The 18364-nt window shown below is 37.8% G+C and carries 19 protein-coding genes; 15 read left to right on the forward strand and 4 right to left on the reverse strand.

Annotated features, from left to right (window positions below):
* On the reverse strand, nt 1–1045 hold a 1045-nt coding region (locus ACT3RM_RS12210; RefSeq protein WP_444511383.1), incomplete at its 3' end, for a TonB-dependent receptor plug domain-containing protein.
* A 119-nt stretch (nt 1046–1164) separates the two neighbouring features.
* Between ACT3RM_RS12210 and ACT3RM_RS12215 the strand changes: the two genes are divergently transcribed.
* Nucleotides 1165–2154 carry a helix-turn-helix domain-containing protein gene (locus tag ACT3RM_RS12215; protein ID WP_192541250.1) on the forward strand — a complete coding sequence of 330 codons (990 nt, stop codon included), beginning with the start codon at nt 1165–1167 and terminating at the stop codon, nt 2152–2154.
* 45 nt (nt 2155–2199) lie between these two features.
* Here the strand turns inward: ACT3RM_RS12215 and ACT3RM_RS12220 are convergent, their stop codons facing one another.
* On the reverse strand, nt 2200–2445 hold the full coding sequence (locus ACT3RM_RS12220) for a hypothetical protein (RefSeq protein ID WP_318782647.1): 246 nt from the start codon (nt 2443–2445) through the stop codon (nt 2200–2202).
* A 20-nt stretch (nt 2446–2465) separates the two neighbouring features.
* On the opposite strand from ACT3RM_RS12220, the gene ACT3RM_RS12225 reads away from it, so the two are divergent.
* The 11 genes from ACT3RM_RS12225 (at nt 2466) to ACT3RM_RS12275 (ending at nt 14650) form a co-directional block, all read left to right on the forward strand.
* Nucleotides 2466–3458, forward strand: coding sequence for a PepSY-associated TM helix domain-containing protein (locus ACT3RM_RS12225; protein ID WP_192541254.1), 993 nt, complete (start codon nt 2466–2468; stop codon nt 3456–3458).
* Nucleotides 3459–3671: 213 nt separating this feature from the next.
* Nucleotides 3672–4010, forward strand: coding sequence for a TonB-dependent receptor plug domain-containing protein (locus tag ACT3RM_RS12230; RefSeq protein ID WP_441830533.1), 339 nt, complete (start codon nt 3672–3674; stop codon nt 4008–4010).
* A gap of 89 nt (nt 4011–4099) precedes the next feature.
* Complete coding sequence (locus tag ACT3RM_RS12235) at nt 4100–5074, forward strand: transposase (protein WP_441994625.1); 975 nt, start codon at nt 4100–4102, stop codon at nt 5072–5074.
* A 264-nt stretch (nt 5075–5338) separates the two neighbouring features.
* Entirely contained in the window at nt 5339–6307 is a 969-nt protein-coding gene (locus ACT3RM_RS12240; protein ID WP_441831227.1) for a kinase, read from the forward strand.
* Complete coding sequence (locus tag ACT3RM_RS12245) at nt 6307–7302, forward strand: Gfo/Idh/MocA family protein (RefSeq protein ID WP_441831228.1); 996 nt, start codon at nt 6307–6309, stop codon at nt 7300–7302. The genes ACT3RM_RS12240 and ACT3RM_RS12245 overlap by 1 nt, the downstream gene beginning before the upstream one ends.
* Before the next feature lie 69 nt (nt 7303–7371).
* Nucleotides 7372–8001, forward strand: a complete 630-nt coding sequence (gene upp, locus ACT3RM_RS12250; protein WP_441831229.1) for a uracil phosphoribosyltransferase — start codon at nt 7372–7374, stop codon at nt 7999–8001.
* Between the two features lie 7 nt (nt 8002–8008).
* Complete coding sequence (locus tag ACT3RM_RS12255; RefSeq protein ID WP_441831230.1) at nt 8009–9244, forward strand: uracil-xanthine permease family protein; 1236 nt, start codon at nt 8009–8011, stop codon at nt 9242–9244.
* A 153-nt stretch (nt 9245–9397) separates the two neighbouring features.
* Nucleotides 9398–11122: an HAD-IIB family hydrolase gene (locus ACT3RM_RS12260; protein ID WP_441831231.1), complete on the forward strand. Its 1725-nt coding sequence runs from the start codon at nt 9398–9400 to the stop codon at nt 11120–11122.
* A complete protein-coding gene (locus ACT3RM_RS12265; RefSeq protein WP_441831232.1) occupies nt 11115–12335 on the forward strand; it encodes a glycosyl transferase in 1221 nt (406 codons plus the stop codon). The genes ACT3RM_RS12260 and ACT3RM_RS12265 overlap by 8 nt, the downstream gene beginning before the upstream one ends.
* A gap of 18 nt (nt 12336–12353) precedes the next feature.
* Nucleotides 12354–14123, forward strand: a complete 1770-nt coding sequence (locus ACT3RM_RS12270; protein ID WP_441835250.1) for a sugar phosphorylase — start codon at nt 12354–12356, stop codon at nt 14121–14123.
* 137 nt (nt 14124–14260) lie between these two features.
* Complete coding sequence (locus tag ACT3RM_RS12275; protein ID WP_441835249.1) at nt 14261–14650, forward strand: cytochrome b562; 390 nt, start codon at nt 14261–14263, stop codon at nt 14648–14650.
* Between the two features lie 54 nt (nt 14651–14704).
* Here the strand turns inward: ACT3RM_RS12275 and ykgO are convergent, their stop codons facing one another.
* Together ykgO and ACT3RM_RS12285 are read right to left on the reverse strand one after the other, a co-directional pair.
* Nucleotides 14705–14845 carry a type B 50S ribosomal protein L36 gene (ykgO, locus tag ACT3RM_RS12280; protein ID WP_441835248.1) on the reverse strand — a complete coding sequence of 47 codons (141 nt, stop codon included), beginning with the start codon at nt 14843–14845 and terminating at the stop codon, nt 14705–14707.
* Entirely contained in the window at nt 14845–15096 is a 252-nt protein-coding gene (locus tag ACT3RM_RS12285; protein ID WP_441835247.1) for a type B 50S ribosomal protein L31, read from the reverse strand. The genes ykgO and ACT3RM_RS12285 overlap by 1 nt, the downstream gene beginning before the upstream one ends.
* A 204-nt stretch (nt 15097–15300) precedes the next feature.
* Here ACT3RM_RS12285 and ACT3RM_RS12290 point away from each other — a divergent pair, with 204 nt between their 5' ends.
* The 3 genes from ACT3RM_RS12290 (at nt 15301) to ACT3RM_RS12300 (ending at nt 17635) form a co-directional block, all read left to right on the forward strand.
* Nucleotides 15301–15576 carry a hypothetical protein gene (locus ACT3RM_RS12290; protein WP_441835246.1) on the forward strand — a complete coding sequence of 92 codons (276 nt, stop codon included), beginning with the start codon at nt 15301–15303 and terminating at the stop codon, nt 15574–15576.
* A 97-nt stretch (nt 15577–15673) separates the two neighbouring features.
* Nucleotides 15674–16489: a 2,5-didehydrogluconate reductase DkgB gene (gene dkgB / locus ACT3RM_RS12295; RefSeq protein WP_441835245.1), complete on the forward strand. Its 816-nt coding sequence runs from the start codon at nt 15674–15676 to the stop codon at nt 16487–16489.
* Nucleotides 16490–17005: 516 nt separating this feature from the next.
* Nucleotides 17006–17635 (forward strand): cytochrome c oxidase assembly factor Coa1 family protein, encoded by a 630-nt coding sequence (locus tag ACT3RM_RS12300; protein WP_441836664.1) that lies wholly within the window; start codon nt 17006–17008, stop codon nt 17633–17635.
* Nucleotides 17636–18364 lie beyond the last annotated feature (729 nt).

Raw genomic sequence — 18364 nt, forward strand, 5'->3', positions numbered from 1 at the left:
TATTAAAACTTAACCCAAAAATCCAATTTTGTTTTTCAGAGAGTATACTTGCAGTTATCTCTTGATAAGCATCTTTTTCATTTATGTTTGTTAAATATTTTCCGTATGGTAACGATGAAAAATCAGCATCAAATTGCGCAGCTGATTCTGTTTGCGTGTAACTGGATATGCTTTTTACAGAATAGTTATCTTGTTCCCAGCCAATTGTTAAAGCCCATTGTTTTTGTTGTTGTTCGAAGCTGTTTTCTTCATCTAGCTCAATAGTCAGATCACTACCATCTTTTAAAGGGCGCTCACTACTAATGTACGGGGCTAAGCCATTATTCTTTTCTAGTTGTGAATAAATCAGCGAAGCAGATAGTTCATCATTAATAAAATTTAGTTTTGCATAAGCTTCATATTCGTCGATTGGATCAACATAGTTATCTAATAATGAGTTATAGACAGTGCCTTCTTGTTGTGTAGCAACCCCACCAAAACTGACAGATAGATATTTATCAGATATTAAAGTATCGAGATTAAATTTAAGCTGTTTATGATCTAACTCTGCTTGACTAAGTGATATATTTAATTGCGTGTCGTCAATAAGTTGTTTAGTGTTTATGAGTATGATGCCATCACGGGTGTTTTTGCCAAAATAATTACCTTGAGGGCCTTTTATAAATTCAACAGTATCAATGTTATATAGAGGAATGTTTAGTCCATATAAGCTCGAATGTGGCACGCCATCAATGTAAACATTTAACGTTGGTTGTTCGTAATTTCTAGGTAAACCTCTTACTTGAAAATAACTGTAGTCACCTGTTAATGCTTGCATATTAAAATTAGGCACTAGCTTTATTAACTCGTCAAGAGAGTCTACATTTAGTTTTGATATGTCATCAGCGTTGAATACATGTACATTTGAAGAAACATCCAATGAACCTTTAACTATTCTTTCTGCACGAACTTCGATCTTTTCAATGGTTTTTCCTTGGGCAAAATTACCAATAACTAGTGTACAAAATGTAAACTTTACGAACGCTTGCATGGGGAGTTTATACATAACTATCCTTATAATTTAAATACCCACATATTAAATACGAATACTTATTGTTTTCATATGTCAGCTAGATCTAAAATGGGACTTTTGTTATCAAAATATGGATTTTAAGCAGGGTTTAAATGCAATATACACAGATTGACATAAATGAATTGCTCAGTAGCTTTGAACCAGTACAAATCGCTGAGCAGCAATTAACTAATGAAAGTGACTACCAATTCCCTCTAGCAGCTTCTTTAGGGGAAGGGGTCAGCTATGGTTTTGATTTTGGTGAAGGTAATACACTACAAATTGGCAGTTTTAATTTTCTAAAGGCAACACATTTTAGTAATGGCAAGGGACCACTATGCGGTGCTATATTTATACTTGAAGGGGAAATAGAAATAGAAATTACGGGTTATAAAAAAGTAAAGCTCATACAAAACCAAGCATGCTTATTTTTTTTGAATGAAACTACCTGCCATTGCTACTATCCAAAGGGGAAAGTTAAACTGATTAATTACTCACTTAACTTTACTGTTATGATGGAGCTTGCAAATCAGTATGAAAATGAGCTTTTTCCAAGTAAGCTTATCAGTAAACCTAAGAATGCTAGTAATTGTTTGATACCTATATCAATTACACCATCAATGTCTGCCAATTTAACTCAAATCTACCAATGCCAGTTGCCAAAAGCCTCTAGGCATCTGTTAATAAATGCGAAAATGCTGGAGTTGATTACGTTACTGTTCTCGAGTATCGATCAATTAACAAAGCAGTGGCCAGATATAAAAAAAGCAGATCTGAATGCTATTTTTTTAAGCGCCAATATATTGAACAAGAGTTTAGCCAATGCGCCGACAATCATTGAGTTATCAAGAATAGTAGGCATTAATGATAATAAGTTAAAGCGCTTATTTAAACGTGTTTATGGAAAAACAATATATAGTTATTTACAAGAGCAGAGATTGAATAAGGCACATCAACTTCTTGGTTCTGCAGATATTACGGTTGGAGATGTTGCTGATAAAGTAGGAATTAAACATAAAGGAAGTTTTGCAAAACAATTCAAAGAGAAATTTGGTGTGAATCCCAGTACTATTAAAATAGATTATAACGGTACTAGTAGCTAGAGTTAGTCACTGCACAATTTATATTATGCAGTGTTTAAAGTAACTTTAAGCTACATGCTCTTTTTGTTCAGAGTCAACTAGCTCATCATTTTGTGATATTTGCGTGGTACTGTCAGCGGCAGTAGGTGTGATTTTGGGTAATGGATTACGCGAGCCAACGGCCTCACTAATTGAGTTGAATCCATCTGCTTTTAACAAGGATACTAAGCCACGATTGATCTCATTAATATTTTGCGGGCCATCGAAAATTAGGGTTGAAATCATGTGTAGAAGACTCGCACCTGAAGTGATTTTCTCGTAAGCATCATGGGCTGTGGTTAGACACCCACAACTTAGTTGGTGTTATCAGTTTACCTTTTCATTTCATAATCGCATGGAGTGTCATTGTATTTGCATTTCATGATGTGTTGTACGATGGGCTAAGCCTTGTGTATAGCGACCAACCTATGTTTAATCGTGGTGCAAACTCTGCAGTAGAATACAAGCTAGATCAACTGCCTTCTGTCCAGTCACACCTTAATAAAATAGAGCAACTGGCTGATGGTTATCGGGTTGAATCCATTGAATATTCAGGCTTAACATCTTCACGTCCTTCATTGGGTGTAACCCTAATGAACGAACATACCATGATGCGTAATAATTCAGGTGATTATATATACATGAACCCCTATACATTTGAAGTAAGGGCCAGCAGCTTAGCAATGAACGACGAGCAGTATTATGTGCCTTATGTTGCTAGTTTTTTCTCCTTGCATTTTGGCGGCATTGGAGGCGATTTAGGTCGCTGGATTTATTTTATAATGGGTTTGTTAGGAGCGTTTTTATTTTATAGTGGTAATTTACTCTGGCTAGAAAAAAGAAGACAGAAACAAGGAGAGCAAACTAAAGCAAATAAATTCATGGCAAACCTAACTGTTGGAGTCTGTTTAGGGTCTATCTTTGGTGTTGTGGTGGCTATTTTATCCAGTAAATGGCTATATCTTATTAATATATCAATTAACGAGAGTTACCTGACGTGTTATTACATCGTTTTTTTTGGTTCGCTAATTTATAGTTTTGTGCGAGGTGCAGCTAAAAGTGCCATTGACTTACAAAAAGCATTATTTGCAGCTTGTATATGTATTCCTGTCACATCTTTACTGTTGTTAGTAATACCGAACGAACAAGATTGGGCTTACCGTCACTTTAGCAATTTTAGCTTAGACATTGTTGCATTTATATTTGCAATGATTTTTTTATTCGGCGCAGTTAAAACTAAACACCGTGCTTATTTTGGGGAGCGAAATAGTATCTGGGCATTATAAGTCAGTTATAGCATACGCAAAATAATTGTTGCAATCTCAACTTTTATAGGGGGTTATGTTAAATAACCCCTTCTTCGGGCATTTGTTATGAGACTACTTAAGCTATTTTTAAATATAGCTATTAAAACAATAGGTTGTGGCGATTTGTAGTTGCACTTAAAGAAGTGAAGTGTTAATCTAAGTGCAAATTGTTTTTATTTAACTTGAGAGTCCATGTTTAATCCAACCATTTCAAGCATATCTATTGCGATTACATTAGCAATATCAAATGTAACGTATGCAAGTGAGCAAGACGCAGAAGAAGCAAATATCGAAAAAATTTCGGTGTTAGGGCAACGATTAGAATACAACACCAGCGCTACAGGCTTAATGCTTTCAGTGCAACAAACTCCTCAGTCTATCTCTGTAATTGATGCGCAAGCAATTCAAGACTTTGCACTAGATAATGTTGCAGATGTCGTGGGAATGGCTGCGGGGATCAATGTTCAAAAAGCAGAAACCAGCCGTTTTTTCTTTAGCGCACGTGGTAATCCCGTTACCAATTTTCAGTAACGAATAAACAAGACACCCATCATAAATTTTGCACTTTTCGAAGTTAATGGCTAGCCTTTGTTTAGTGCAAAAAATAAGCAGGGTGTCTTATGGCAATCGCAAGAAAGCGTCAAGTAAGTTTGGTTGATACAAAGTATTATCACTGTATTTCACGTTGCGTGCGTCGTGCTTTTTTGTGTGGTGAAGACCACTTTACAGGTCAATCTTATGAGCACCGACGAGGCTGGGTTGAAGATAGGTTGCTCGCATTAGCAAAAATATTTTGTATTGATGTATGTGCTTATGCTGTAATGAGTAATCATACCCATTTAGTACTCTATGTTGATGATAAAAAAGCAAATAGGCTAAATGATAAAGCGATTATTATCCGTTGGCATAAACTCTGTAAAGGCACCGTATTTACGCAAAAATACATACAGGGTGAAAAGCTAAGTAAAGTTGAACTTATCTTTTTTAATCAAACAGTAAAGCAATACCGAGAGCGCCTATCAAGTATCAGCTGGTTTATGCGGCTATTAAATGAAGACATTGCCCGCAAAGCAAATAAAGAAGATAACTGTACAGGACGCTTCTGGGAAGGACGATTTAAGTCTCAAGCGCTTTTGGATGAAGCCGCACTTGCAGCCTGCATGGCGTATGTAGATTTAAATCCCATTAGAGCTAAAATAGCTAAAACGCCTGAGGGATCAGACCATACCAGCATCAAACAACGCTTAACACACGCAAAAAAAGGCAAGCAACCAAAACAATTACTGCGCTTTGCAGGCATGCCACGTCAGATAATGCCAAAAGGATTACCGTTTGAGCTTAGCACGTACCTTGAACTTGTTGAATTAACAGGACGTTGTATACGAGAAGACAAGCGCGGGTATATTGAAAGTACGCACTTGCCTTTACTAGAAAGGGTGAATATATCTCCAGAAAACTGGTTAAAACTTACCACACAATTTACACGCGTGTTTCATGGTGCAGTAGGCAGGCCGAACTCACAAGCAAGTTACTGTGAAAACTTAAACCTAAAACGGCGAGCGAATATCAGTAACTGCGAAAAGCTACTGGCATAAAATTTAAACTACTCAGTAAACATTAAAACTGCATAATGCCGCTATTTTCATGGCTGTTATTTGAGTTTTATTATGAAATGCCTTTTTAAAACTTAATTTAGCTTTACAGTATTAAGAAAGGATATGTTCAAGGGCTAAATTTAATTTTATGTAATACAAGCCCGATAGATAAATTAAAATGGGTGTCATTAAAAAAAGAAAGGTATTTTATTAAAGGCGCCTGCTAATGTTAAACTACAAAAAATTTAATCACTTAGTATAGCTATGGCATTTTACCTTCCTTTATTACAACCTCATTTTAAGCAAATTGACGTTGGCGATACGCTAACATCGGTTTGGAGTGGGTGTGGCAGTATTGTCGAGTGTATACTTGATGATGAGCCATGTGTTGTTAAGGCTATTAAAATACCAAGCTACATAAACCATCCTAAAATAAAGCAAAGCGAATTTGCGCTAAAAAGAAAGCAGTATTCTTATAGCGTTGAATATAACTTTTATAAACGTTACAGCACGTTTTTACCCAGTACAGCAAAAAGTATTGAATGTATAAGTGCAATTAATAAAGACGATGAATATGCATTGGTGTTTAAAAACTTTAGCCAACATGGATTTACTCAAGCTAGCAATTACCATTTAAAAGCAATATTAGAGTGGCTGGCAAATTTTCATGCATATAATTTAAATAAGCCCGCTGATGGCTTATGGCAACAGGGTAACTATTGGCATTTAAGCACTCGCCCAGATGAGTTTAATAAACTAAATGAAAACCCTGATAAAAAGTCCGATATTAAAAGCGCTGCACATAAAATAGATAAAATGTTACAAACATCACACTACAAAACGCTGATTCATGGCGATGCTAAACTTGCCAATTTTGCTGCAAGTGAGCAAAGCGAAATATTAGGGTATGACTTTCAATATGTAGGTGCTGGGGTAGGGGTTATAGATGTAATGTACTTTATGACCAGTTGCTTTAATGATGACCAGCTGCATGATCACGCAGATGAATATTTAGCTTATTATTTTACGCATTTAAAAAGTGCGCTGACAATTTATCAGCCAACTATTAATGCTGATGATGTTACTACTCAGTGGCAAAAATTATGGCCTTTAGCATGGGCTGACTTTTACCGTTTTTTGGCGGGGTGGAGCCCTACACATAAAAAAATAAATACCTATATGCTTAACCTTTACAATGAGTCGCTAAATAATTTAGGTGCTAAGGAAGAATAATGGAAAAGAAAATTCGGTTTGGTATGATCGGCTGCGGCGCCGTAACAGAAATCAAAAGTGGGCCTGCTTATCAAAATACGCAAGGTATTGAGCTTGTTGGCGTGACTCGGCGTGACTTAACCAAAGCTCATGAATATGCCCACCGCCACAATGTAAAGCAGGTTTTTGCAAGCGCCAGCGATTTAATAAATAGCGCAGATATAGACGCTGTTTATATTGCCACGCCACCTGATAGTCATTTAGCGCTTGCACTACAAGTCGCTGCTGCCGGCAAGCCATGTTGTATTGAAAAGCCGCTTGCACCAACTTTATTAGAGTCTCAACAGATAGTGGATGCTTTTAAAGCCGCTAGTGTGCCGTTGTTTGTTGCTTATTATCGGCGCTCATTACCCCGGTTTAATAAAATAAAGCAGCTGATCGATAAAGGAGCGATAGGGCAAGTTAGGCATGTCAGTTGGCACTTAAGTAAACCGCCTAGCGAGCTTGATTTGTCAGAGGAATATAACTGGCGTACCGATAGTAACATTGCCCGTGGCGGTTACTTTGATGATTTAGCCAGCCATGGCTTAGATTTAATAGCATACTTGTTGGGTGAATATAAGTATGTGCAAGGATTTGCCACAAACCAACAGGGACTGTACACGGCTTTTGATGCTGTAACAGCTAGCTGGCTTCATCACAATGGTGTAACAGGCAGCGCAAGTTGGAATTTTGCAAGTCGAAGTCGTCATGATCACGTTACGGTTTATGGTAGCAAAGGTGAGCTTAGCTTTAGTATTTTTGACGAGCAGGCTATTACACTTAACAATGAGCAAGGAAAGGAACAATTTATTATTGAAAACCCTAAACATATTCAGCAATATCATGTTGAAAATATGGCGCATAGTTTATTGAATGTAAGCGAGCATCCTTCAACGGGTGAGTCGGCATTACATACTAGTTGGGTTATGGAACAAATTTTAATCGATACAGTAGCTAGTCATCAGAAAACTTAGCTAAAGATAAGGTTAAGTATGCGATTTTCAGCTAAAATAAGCGCAGTTTATTTTTAGTAGGTTCTTTTTATGTCTATACATGTGATTACTCATCCTTTGGTTCAACACAAACTAGCTTTAATGCGCGAGCATGGTATTAGTACTAAAAGCTTTCGCGAGCTATCTTCAGAAGTAGGCACTTTGCTTACTTATGAAGCCACTAAAAACTTACCACTAGAAAATGTACCAATTACTGGTTGGGATGGCGCAGACTTAACGGTTGAGCATATTAAAGGTAAAAAAATTACTGTAGTTCCTATTCTTCGCGCAGGGTTAGGAATGATGGATGGCGTAATGCAATTATTACCTGCGGCTAAAGTGAGTGTTGTTGGTCTGCAACGCAACGAAGAAACATTAGAGCCAATCCCCTATTTTGAAAAGCTGGTAGGTAAAATAGACGAGCGTTTAAGTCTAGTTATTGACCCAATGCTGGCAACCGGTGGGTCGATGATTGCTACAATCGATATGCTAAAAAAAGCAGGCTGTAAAGAGATTAAAATTATTGTGTTAGTTGCTGCGCCAGAAGGAGTGGAAAAAACGCTCAAGGCTCATCCTGATGTCGAAATATTCACCGCTTCACTCGATAGCCATCTTGATGAAAAGGGTTATATTATTCCGGGCCTCGGCGACGCTGGTGACAAAATATTTGGTACAGTGTAGATACCCTGTGAGTGAACCAACCTTTTCAATCAAAACCGTATTAACCGGGGCACAAATGTTATTTGTAGCCTTTGGTGCGCTAGTATTAGTTCCTTTATTGACTGGCCTCGACCCTAATGTTGCACTGTTTACCGCTGGTGTCGGTACGCTTTTATTTCATATAGTGACCAAAGGCCAAGTACCCATATTTTTAGCATCTTCATTTGCCTTTATTGCCCCTATTACCGCCTCAGTACAGCTTTTTGGTGTGCCAGCGACGATGGGTGGTTTAATGGTGGCAGGTGGAGCGTATGTCTTATTAAGCATACTGGTTAAAGTGAAGGGGGTTGCAATACTGCATAAGATACTACCGCCTATAGTAGTAGGCCCTGTGATCATGGTGATTGGCCTCGCACTTGCACCCGTTGCAGTTAATATGGCAATGGGTAAAAGTGGCGATGGTGCCATTCAGTTAATTCCTTATGGGCAAGCGATTGGTGTTTCTATATTTTCTTTATTGGTGACGCTTATTTTTGCCGTATGGGGGAAGGGGGTATTCAAGCTTATCCCTATTTTAGCGGGGGTTGTTGCAGGTTACAGTGCGTCATTATTTTTAGGAATTGTAGATTTTACTGTCGTTAATAATAGCCGTTGGCTTGCCGTGCCAGCGTTTACGTGGCCTGAATTTAAATGGCAAGCTGTGCTATTTATGCTCCCCGTTGCGATAGCGCCGGCCATTGAACACATTGGCGACATGATGGCGATAAGCCAAGTAACCGGTAAAGATTACCTTAAAAAGCCGGGCTTACATCGGACTTTGTTGGGTGATGGTTTAGCAACTACCACTGCGTCTTTATTTGGTGGGCCGCCCAATACTACGTATTCAGAGGTTACTGGTGCGGTCATGCTAACACGTAATTTTAATCCTAAAGTGATGATTTGGACTGCCATTATTGCGATTACTTTAGCCTTTGTAGCTAAAATGGGCGCTGGCTTACAAACCATTCCTGTACCCGTGATGGGCGGAATTATGATTTTGCTGTTTGGTTCTATTGCAGTCGTTGGGTTAAATGCATTGGTAAAGTCAGGTGACGATTTAACCGAACCACGTAACTTAAGTATCGTGGCACTTATTTTAGTGTGTGGTATTGGTGGTATGCATATTGGTGGCGGTGAGTTTAGCCTGCAAGGCGTAAGTTTATGTGCAGTTTTAGGGATTGTACTAAATTTAGTGTTGCCTAAGGTTGAACAAGAACCAACATAGTGCACTGAACTGTTAATCCATTGCACCAAATTAGCGCATTTAACATGCGCTTTTTTTTTAACTTAATAAAAAATAAAGAAAATAAAAGTTGGCTTAGTAACTGCACTATATTTAACCATAGCGTGTCATTCTTTTTGCAAGAGGTCCAACATTGTGGATATTACCCCATTTTTAGCAAAACATAATTTACCGCTTAAATATCAGTACTTAAGTGAGCAATATTTCATTCCTTTAGGGTATGATATTTTGGCAGCAAAAGTTCCCGGCAAAGCCATGTTAGTTGCTGTAAATGGCACTCAGGGATCAGGTAAAACCACCCTTGCTGATTTTTTAATGACATGGGTGAACGAAAATACAGAATTTAATAGTATTGCACTGTCAATTGATGACTTTTACTTACCTGCGATTAAACGCCAGCAATTAGCAAAAGATGTTCACCCGTTGTTTGCAACAAGGGGCGTTCCAGGCACCCACGATACATCATTAATGCAGCAAACTTTAAGCGATTTATTAGCAGGAAAAACACAGGTACCGTTACCTAAGTTTAATAAGCAAACTGATGATCCATTTGCACTTAGTGATTGGGATAATAACCAAGCGCCAGTTGATATTATTTTTTTTGAAGGCTGGTGCGTAGGCAGTAAGCCACAGCAGCCTTATCAGTTACAACAACCTATTAATCAGTTAGAGCAGGAAGAAGACAATCAAGGTATTTGGCGACGTTGTGTAAATAGTTGTTTAGCGAATGAATATCAAACTGTATTTGCTCTTATTGATTACACCGTAATGCTTAAAGCCCCATCGTTTGAAAGTGTCTTCGCATGGCGTTTAGAGCAAGAACAAAAGTTAATAGCTAAAAACGGGGTAGGCAAGGGGACATTTACAGAACCGCAATTAGCACGATTTATTGCCCACTTTGAGCGTATAACTCGAGAAAATCTAGAAACCGTTAGCCAACATGCTGAAGCGCTGCTCATACTTGATGAACAACGTGATATTACTAATATGCGGTTTTTGGCAGGTGAAATAAGCCAACCGCTTATATTTACCGATTTAGATGGCACTTTACTTGATCATGACAGCTACCAATGTGAAGTAATAAAGCCCTTTTTAGCTGAGCTTAGTTTACATGGTATTAATGTTATTTTTAATACTAGTAAAACATTTGCAGAGGTTAAATCAATTCAGCAGTTTTTATCTCATCAGCAACCTTTTATTGTTGAAAATGGCGCCGCAGTTTACATTCCAAAAAATTACTTTGCTGTTAAGCCTATTGGTTGTGACGAATATGAAGGATATTGGCGCTATGCTTTAGCCCCAAATAATCAGCGTTTGCATACTGATTTGACTCAATACGGCGCTAAATTTAAAGACTGTTACCAGCTTTTTAGTCAGCTAGATACCGCAGAAGTGAGCGCCTTAACCGGACTTAATATAGAACAAAGTGAATTGGCGTTGTTACGTCAATATTCTGACCCAATTCATTTTATTGGCTCAGCTTTGCAGCAACAGGCTTTTGTAGATTTACTTAAATCTTTAAGTTATGACGTTCTTATCGGTGGGCGCTTTATCCATGCAACAAAAGGAAATAATAAAGGTAAAGCACAGTGCTGGTTACTTAACCAGTTTAAACAAGCGTTTAGTCATTCATTTACAGTAATTGCATTAGGCGACAGCCACAATGATGTGGCGATGCTAAAAAAGGCTGATATTGCAATTCTTATCAATAATCCTAGTAGTAAAGTGCAATCTAAAATAAAACAAAAAACATGGAAAATAAGTGATAAACCAGCCCCTGCAGGCTGGGTTCAAGAGGTAGCGGCATTAACCGTGATCAAATCGTATTTAGCAGCTAAACAGGAGCAACCTCATGGCTGACTTTTATCAAAATGGCATTATAACTACACTACATAATATCGCGGACAGACCTGTAGAAGAACTTGAGCGGGAGTTACAGGCATTTTCAAAAGAACGTCCTATGGGGCTGATTTTGCCATCTTTATATAGTGAGCTTGAAGGGCCAGCACTTAAAAATATTATTAGCGAATTACAGCATGTGCCTTATCTATCACAAATAACTATTGGTCTAGACCGTGCTGATGAAAGTCAATATCGCAATGCATTAGCGTTTTTTAAAGAACTTGGCCAACACCACAGAGTACTTTGGAATGACGGGCCACGGCTACAAGCCCTAGATAGAGAACTACAAAAATTGGGTGTTGCGCCTTGTGAGCTTGGTAAAGGGCGTAATGTTTGGTATTGCATGGGTTATAAGCTCGCAACAGCAAAGGTTGAATCCATAGCGCTGCATGATTGTGATATCTTAACCTACGATCGTGGTTTATTAGCACGACTTATTTACCCGGTAGCGCATCCGCGTTTTAACTATGAGTTTTGTAAAGGGTTCTACCCACGTACTGCCGAAGGGAAAATTAATGGCCGAGTTTCACGCTTACTCGTTACGCCTTTATTGCGCTCATTTAAAACCATATTGGGTAGCAGTGACTACCTTGAATATATGGATTCATTTCGTTACCCGCTGGCAGGAGAGTTTTCATTTCGTCGTGATGTACTCAATGATATTCGTATTCCTAGTGATTGGGGGTTAGAAATTGGTGTGTTATCAGAAATGTATAGAAACTATTCTCATAACCGCTTATGCCAGGTCGATATTGCAGATAACTACGACCATAAACACCAAGTGCTATCGCTTGATAATCAAGCTGCGGGGCTTTCAAAAATGTCGATTGATATCACCAAAGCATTGTTTAGGAAGTTAGCCACTCAAGGGGTGACTTTTACCAGCGAAACGATTCGTTCACTTAAAGCAACATACTATCGTATTGCTCTGGACTTTATTGAAACGTACCACAACGATGCTGTGATGAATGGTCTAACTTTGGATATTCACCATGAAGAAAAAGCGGTGGAAATGTTTGCACAAAACATTATGAATGCGGGAGAGCATTTTTTACAACACCCTATGGAAGCACCTTTTGTTCCTAGTTGGAATCGTGTTGCCTCAGCTATGCCCGATGTATTCTCACGGTTAGAAGAAGCAGTAGAGCTTGATAATAAAGAATTTTCATAAGAAATAAGAGGTAGGGCAATGAGTAAAGCGCTATTTGAACAACGGGTTGAACAACATTTACAAAGCATATACGAAGGTGTTGATCTGTGTATGAGCATCGATGCTCTAGCAAGTATGTTGATCACTACAATGGTCAAAGATGATCCTGTGCGAGACCCGACACCTCATAAAAATAGATGGGATCAGCAAGATGTAATTCTTATAGCTTACGGTGATTCAATCATGCGCTATACTGAAGCAGCGCAAGCCGTGGCCGTTCCCAGTGAGCCCCCGTTACATACATTACATCGATTCATAAAAAATCAATGTGCGGGAACGATCAACTCACTACATATCTTACCGTTCTATCCATACAGCTCTGATGAGGGCTTTTCGGTGATGAACTACGTGCAAGTCAACGAAGCATTAGGAAGTTGGGAAGACATTCAAGGTATTGCTAAAGATGTGAATTTAATGGCTGATTTAGTGATTAATCATTGCTCTAGCCGCAGTCAGTGGTTTGAAAACTTTATTCATGGCAAGGAACCTGGGGTAAGCTATTTTAAAACAGCCAGTTTGACTGATGATGTATCTGCTGTCGTGCGGCCAAGGACATCTCCTTTATTGAATACAGTGCAAACCGCACTGGGGGAGCGGCATGTTTGGTGTACTTTCAGCCCCGATCAAGTAGATTTAGATTTTGCTAACCCATTAGTACTTAACGAGTTTGTAGGTATTATCCGACATTATTTAGATAATGGGGTGAAAATATTTCGTCTTGATGCTGTGGCTTTTTTATGGAAGGAGCTAACCACTTCTTGTATAAATTTACCGCAAACTCATGAAGTAATTAGATTATTACGTACCTTAATAGAGCATGTTGAGCCAAGTGTAATCATTATCACAGAAACAAATATCCCTAACCGTGAAAATTTATCATACTTTGGTAACGCTAACGAAGCACATTGTATTTATAACTTTTCACTGCCCCCACTGCTTTTACATACCTTACTTAGTGGTGATGCTACCGCGTTAAAGCATTGGATGATGAGTATGCCTCCGGCGCAAAATGGCACTGCCTACTTTAATTTCATTGCTTCACACGATGGTATTGGCTTGCGGCCTGTGGAAGGGTTACTTGACCAGATTCAGATTGGTAAAATGGTCGAAACTACAGCAGGTTTTGGTGGCAAAGTATCAATGCGCACCGCGCCTGATGGTACTAATAGCCCTTATGAGCTTAATATTGCACTTTATGATGCGCTACAAGGCACTCATAAAGGAGTTGATAAATGGGGGCATGCTCGTTTTATATGTGCTCATGCGATTATGTTTGCGCTAGAAGGGATCCCGGGCTTATATATTCATAGTTTACTTGGCACAACAAATGATTATGCTCGATTTGACAATAGCCAACATAACCGGGCAATTAACCGACACCGCTGGCAAGAGTCAGAAATATTAGCAAAGCTTGCTGATGAAAAAAGCCATCATAATCAAGTGTGTCATGATATTAAAAACCTAATAGCAATACGTAAAAAGCAGCCTGCTTTTCACCCCAATGCAACTCAATATACCTTACAGCTTGGTACACACTTGTTTGGTTTTTGGCGACAAAGTATTAATCGAGAACAAAGTATTTTTTGTATTTATAATATTAGTGACCAGCAACAAGTCATTGCATTAGCAGATTTAAACTTGATAGAAACAGAGTGTTGGATGAATTTACTGACAAACACCCCTATTGACGAACAAAACCTAAATATTGAACTTAGTCCCTACCAAGTTATTTGGTTGAGTAACAGATAGATGTTAGCTGTTGCGTTATTTGACTTTAAAGCCGCTGTAAAGCCCCTTTACAGCTTTGTGGGTAACTGCTTATTGATGAGAGATACAAATTTGTTTAGATAAGGTATAATCTGCGCTCATTTTCAGTAGGGTATATTATGAGATTGTTGTTATTTATTAGTTTACTAGTTTTTAGTAGCGCTGCGTTTTCAAATCAACCTCTTGACTTAGAAGTCAACATGAAAAATATGGGCCTTGCCTATAAGCAAAGTGTAGAAGCGACTAATATTGAGGATTTTAACCGCGCTATTGATGAATTTATTCATTTGGTAGAACGTAGTAAAACAGCAAAGTTTAGTCGCTATGAAACCGAGTCATTACAAGGGTTAGATAAGGTTATTAATAAGGCACAGCTAGCGAAGGAGTTAGCAAACGACAAAGGACCTAGCGCCGCAAAAGGCGTGCTAAAGTCGATTGATGGCTTAAGAAAAAAATACCACAAACTTCATGAACCACCAGGTTTTTGGGAGCTATTGTTTGGTGGTTAAATTAGTACAGTATAGCGTGCAACTATCTTATAGAAGCACGCTTGATATATAAAATTACCTTCCTTTCTTTTTCATACCTTGTACTGCTTTAAAACGTGGGTTGTCTTTACAAATTACAAAAATACGACCTTTACGCTTGACTGTTTGACAGCCAGGGCGTCTTTTAGCACTTTTAAGTGAGCTCAATACCTTCATTATTTGCTAGCAAGGTTTTTAAAGCGGCGGTTAAAGGCTGCAACACGGCCATCACTTGCCACTGTTTTTTGTTTTCCGGTATAAAATGGGTGTGAATCGCTTGACACATCTATTGGAACATATGGGTAGGTTTTACCTTCAAACTCAACAGTTCTGTTTGTTTTAATGGTTGAACCAATAATAAAGTAACTGTCGGCAGCGGTGTCGTGAAAAGCAACGGTTTGGTAATCAGGGTGAATATTGGGTTTCATGTTAGACTCTTTGCTATGTGATAGTATAACTTTAATTTATAGTAAATAAGAATTGTTTGCAAATGGTTTAGGTTAAAAAATTCATCATTGAGTGTAATTTGTACTAATCAATCAAAAGATAAGCAGTCAGTTTAAAAAAACTAGCTATTGGCATTTAGCCTGTTATAAATAAGAGAGAGTTGTATAAAAGGAGCTAAGTTTGAGATGAGCGAACAGACACAAGAAACTATTGATGAGCAAATAGACCAAGATGTTATGGATACTTTACGTAGTAAAGATCACAGCACACTAGCGAAACAAATCGACCCACTTAGTTGTACTCATAATGACATTGTTGAACTGCTCGCACATTACATCGCATTAAGTGAACAAGATAATGATGAATTATTTGATAATTGGTTCGATAACTTGAGTAAAGAACAACACACCGTATTAAAAACTTTTGAAGTTTATCGCGGCCAATATGAACATCTAGATTAATGACTTTAGCTTATTAAGCGATTATTTATTTGTGCTGACTTGAATCTCAAAGATTTGACCACAGACAATAGATACACACCTTAATTAAGGAGAAGTTATGCCACAACATGTTATTGAAATGCCAGATTTGGGTATAGGTACGTTTCGCTTAGAAGGTAAATCAGCTTATAATTCCGTGAGTATGGCTTTAGATGTTGGTTTTCGACATATCGATACTGCGCAAATTTACGGTAATGAAAAGCAAGTTGGTCAAGCAATTAAAGACAGTAATGTTCCCCGTAGCGAGCTTTTTATCACCACCAAAGTGTGGAATGATAAATTAAATGAATCAAGCTTTATTGATAGTGTTAAAGAAAGTCTTGATAAGCTGCAAGTTGAACAGGTTGATTTACTATTGATCCACTGGCCTTCTCCAGCAAACGGTGAGCCAATGAGTGAATACCTAACCCAGTTGAAAAAGGCCAAAGAGCTCGGCTTAACCAAACATATTGGTGTATCAAACTTTACTATTGCTAACTTAACTGAGGCGATGCAAACACTTGATAGCCGAGAAATATTCACAAACCAAATTGAAGTTCACCCATATTTAACTAATACCAAGCTACGTGCTTTTTGCCAGCAGCATGATATTCATGTCACAGCTTATATGCCATTTGTAGTTGGAAAAGTATTAAACGATGAGGTGATACTCGATATAGCCAAAAAGCATAATGCTTCAGCTGCGCAAGTGACGCTGGCTTGGATTAATGCTAACGGCATGACCACAATTCCATCATCCACAAAGCGTAAAAACCTAGAAGATAACTTTGATGATTCAGTAAAACTCGATGCTGATGATATCGATCGCATTAATGGCCTTGATTGTGGCGATAGACAAGCAACGCCTGACTTTGCACCGCAGTGGGATGAATAGCCCCTGCATGATGCAACCCTTATAGACTCGAAGCGCAAGTTGATCTTGCGCTTTTTTGTATATATTACAATAGCAGCCTAGAAAACATGATTCTGCGATTTTTTATTTCTATTTTATATTGGTCGACGCTTAATAAGCATAATTTGCGTTAAGCTAGAGTGATGAGGTGTAAATTTAGTTTTTATTTAAATTCTGCATTCGGATAATAAGTGGGTTGGGTACAGTTATATAATATTGATATACAAAAAGCAGCTGACTTTTACCACGTTGGCTTTTGATTACATTATTAAACCTCTTTCAGGCAATGCAAAGCATTAGTACATCAACTTTATATACGTTGGTTTGTTGATATCTTTTATCTAAGAGTCAAGAGGGGGATGTCTATGAATAACTTCGTACGGTTAACAATTAAGCCGCAAGTAGGGCTTTGTTAATCATTAAAACGTTATATTTATTGTATTAGTTACTGACTCATTATGTTGTGATATTTGCAATAAAATCTTAAAAGGCATTTACATGGAAGAACCAAACTATACTTCAGGCAAAGGAAAGAACTCAGTTGTTCCACCGCAAATTAAAGGGTGGAATTGGGGGGCCTGTTTATTAAATTGGATTTGGGGGTTAGGTAACAATACGTTTATTGCATTACTTATGTTTGTTCCTATTGTTAACGTGGTGATGTTCTTTATGCTGGGCGCTAAAGGTAATGAATGGGCATGGAAAAATAATATATGGAGAGATGTTGAGCATTTTAAAAAGGTGCAAAAAAAATGGCGTAACGCAAGTTTTGCATTATTAATAATTGTCGCTCTACCGCTTATTACGACATTGTCATACAACTATATTTCTAATATGTACAAGATGGATGCTTTTAAGCAATCTTATAATGTTCTTGGAAAGAATCCAAATGTAATTAAAATCACAGGGCCAAGGCTTGAAGTTGCATTAACTCATATTCTTGATGACTATCAACATACTGATACGCCTGGTGAAAGGGCATTTTTTTATTATGCCTCTGGCTTTAAAGGTAGTGTGCAGGTACAAGTTATTGTGAGGAACGAGTTTTTTGGTTGGTCATTACAGCGAGTTATAGTCAAAGATAGTGACTCACCAACCGTTATAAATGTACTAGACAAAAGTGAGTAAAGGGCATTTTGGTAAAGTAGCCGTTCAATATGTCTAACGTCACGGGTGAATACTTATTTGGGTTTTATAGGGTTTATAAGCATATATTTAGTCGTTAGTGTTGCTCCTAATAACGCATTGATATTATAGCAATTGTTAACTATTAAGCTGACATTGGACGGTACTTACTATGCAGCAAAAAAATTACATTTCTGAGCAAGGAAAAACTCTGCAGTCCCACCATTAAAGAAATTTTTGTTCAAGGCAGGGGCCTTTAGATATTATTATTGTCTTAAATACAAAAGAATGAAACTTGGGTGTGCTTATTTTTTGAGATTGAACAGGTTTTAACCTTAAAAAGTCAATACGCTCTAAGCTATCTAATTGATTAAGCGCTAAAAATAGATCAGCAATTAAATTTAAAAGTGCATTAAGTAAAATAACGTAATTATTTTTTTAGCTACAGCTATTAAGTGAAGAATCGTATCGTAAGTTAAGTGGCTTCTTTATACAGTTTACGGACAATTCTTTATTCGCTACTATTGGCCCATATTAGAATACAAAGTCTTTTAGGTCTTTTTTATATGGAAGAACAACACTATATTTCAGGTGAAGGTAAAAATTCAACAATACCACCGCAAATTAAAGGGTGGAACTGGGGAGCATGTTTATTAAATTGGATTTGGGGAGTGGGTAACAACACATATATCGCGTTACTTATACTTATACCCTTTGTAAATTTAGTGATGC

This window comes from Pseudoalteromonas sp. AOP7-A1-14, from assembly GCF_052376275.1.
Lineage (GTDB): Bacteria > Pseudomonadota > Gammaproteobacteria > Enterobacterales > Alteromonadaceae > Pseudoalteromonas.

What these genes read in the sequence shown, in the direction of transcription:
- ACT3RM_RS12215 (WP_192541250.1), top strand. Translation starts at nt 1,165, where the DNA reads ATGCAATATACACAGATTGACATAAATGAATTGCTCAGTAGCTTTGAA.
- ACT3RM_RS12230 (WP_441830533.1), top strand. Translation starts at nt 3,672, where the DNA reads ATGTTTAATCCAACCATTTCAAGCATATCTATTGCGATTACATTAGCA.
- ACT3RM_RS12235 (WP_441994625.1), top strand. Translation starts at nt 4,100, where the DNA reads ATGGCAATCGCAAGAAAGCGTCAAGTAAGTTTGGTTGATACAAAGTAT.
- ACT3RM_RS12240 (WP_441831227.1), top strand. Translation starts at nt 5,339, where the DNA reads ATGGCATTTTACCTTCCTTTATTACAACCTCATTTTAAGCAAATTGAC.
- ACT3RM_RS12245 (WP_441831228.1), top strand. Translation starts at nt 6,307, where the DNA reads ATGGAAAAGAAAATTCGGTTTGGTATGATCGGCTGCGGCGCCGTAACA.
- upp (WP_441831229.1), top strand. Translation starts at nt 7,372, where the DNA reads ATGTCTATACATGTGATTACTCATCCTTTGGTTCAACACAAACTAGCT.
- ACT3RM_RS12265 (WP_441831232.1), top strand. Translation starts at nt 11,115, where the DNA reads ATGGCTGACTTTTATCAAAATGGCATTATAACTACACTACATAATATC.
- ACT3RM_RS12270 (WP_441835250.1), top strand. Translation starts at nt 12,354, where the DNA reads ATGAGTAAAGCGCTATTTGAACAACGGGTTGAACAACATTTACAAAGC.
- ACT3RM_RS12275 (WP_441835249.1), top strand. Translation starts at nt 14,261, where the DNA reads ATGAGATTGTTGTTATTTATTAGTTTACTAGTTTTTAGTAGCGCTGCG.
- ykgO (WP_441835248.1), bottom strand. Translation starts at nt 14,845, where the DNA reads ATGAAGGTATTGAGCTCACTTAAAAGTGCTAAAAGACGCCCTGGCTGT.
- ACT3RM_RS12285 (WP_441835247.1), bottom strand. Translation starts at nt 15,096, where the DNA reads ATGAAACCCAATATTCACCCTGATTACCAAACCGTTGCTTTTCACGAC.
- ACT3RM_RS12290 (WP_441835246.1), top strand. Translation starts at nt 15,301, where the DNA reads ATGAGCGAACAGACACAAGAAACTATTGATGAGCAAATAGACCAAGAT.
- dkgB (WP_441835245.1), top strand. Translation starts at nt 15,674, where the DNA reads ATGCCACAACATGTTATTGAAATGCCAGATTTGGGTATAGGTACGTTT.
- ACT3RM_RS12300 (WP_441836664.1), top strand. Translation starts at nt 17,006, where the DNA reads ATGGAAGAACCAAACTATACTTCAGGCAAAGGAAAGAACTCAGTTGTT.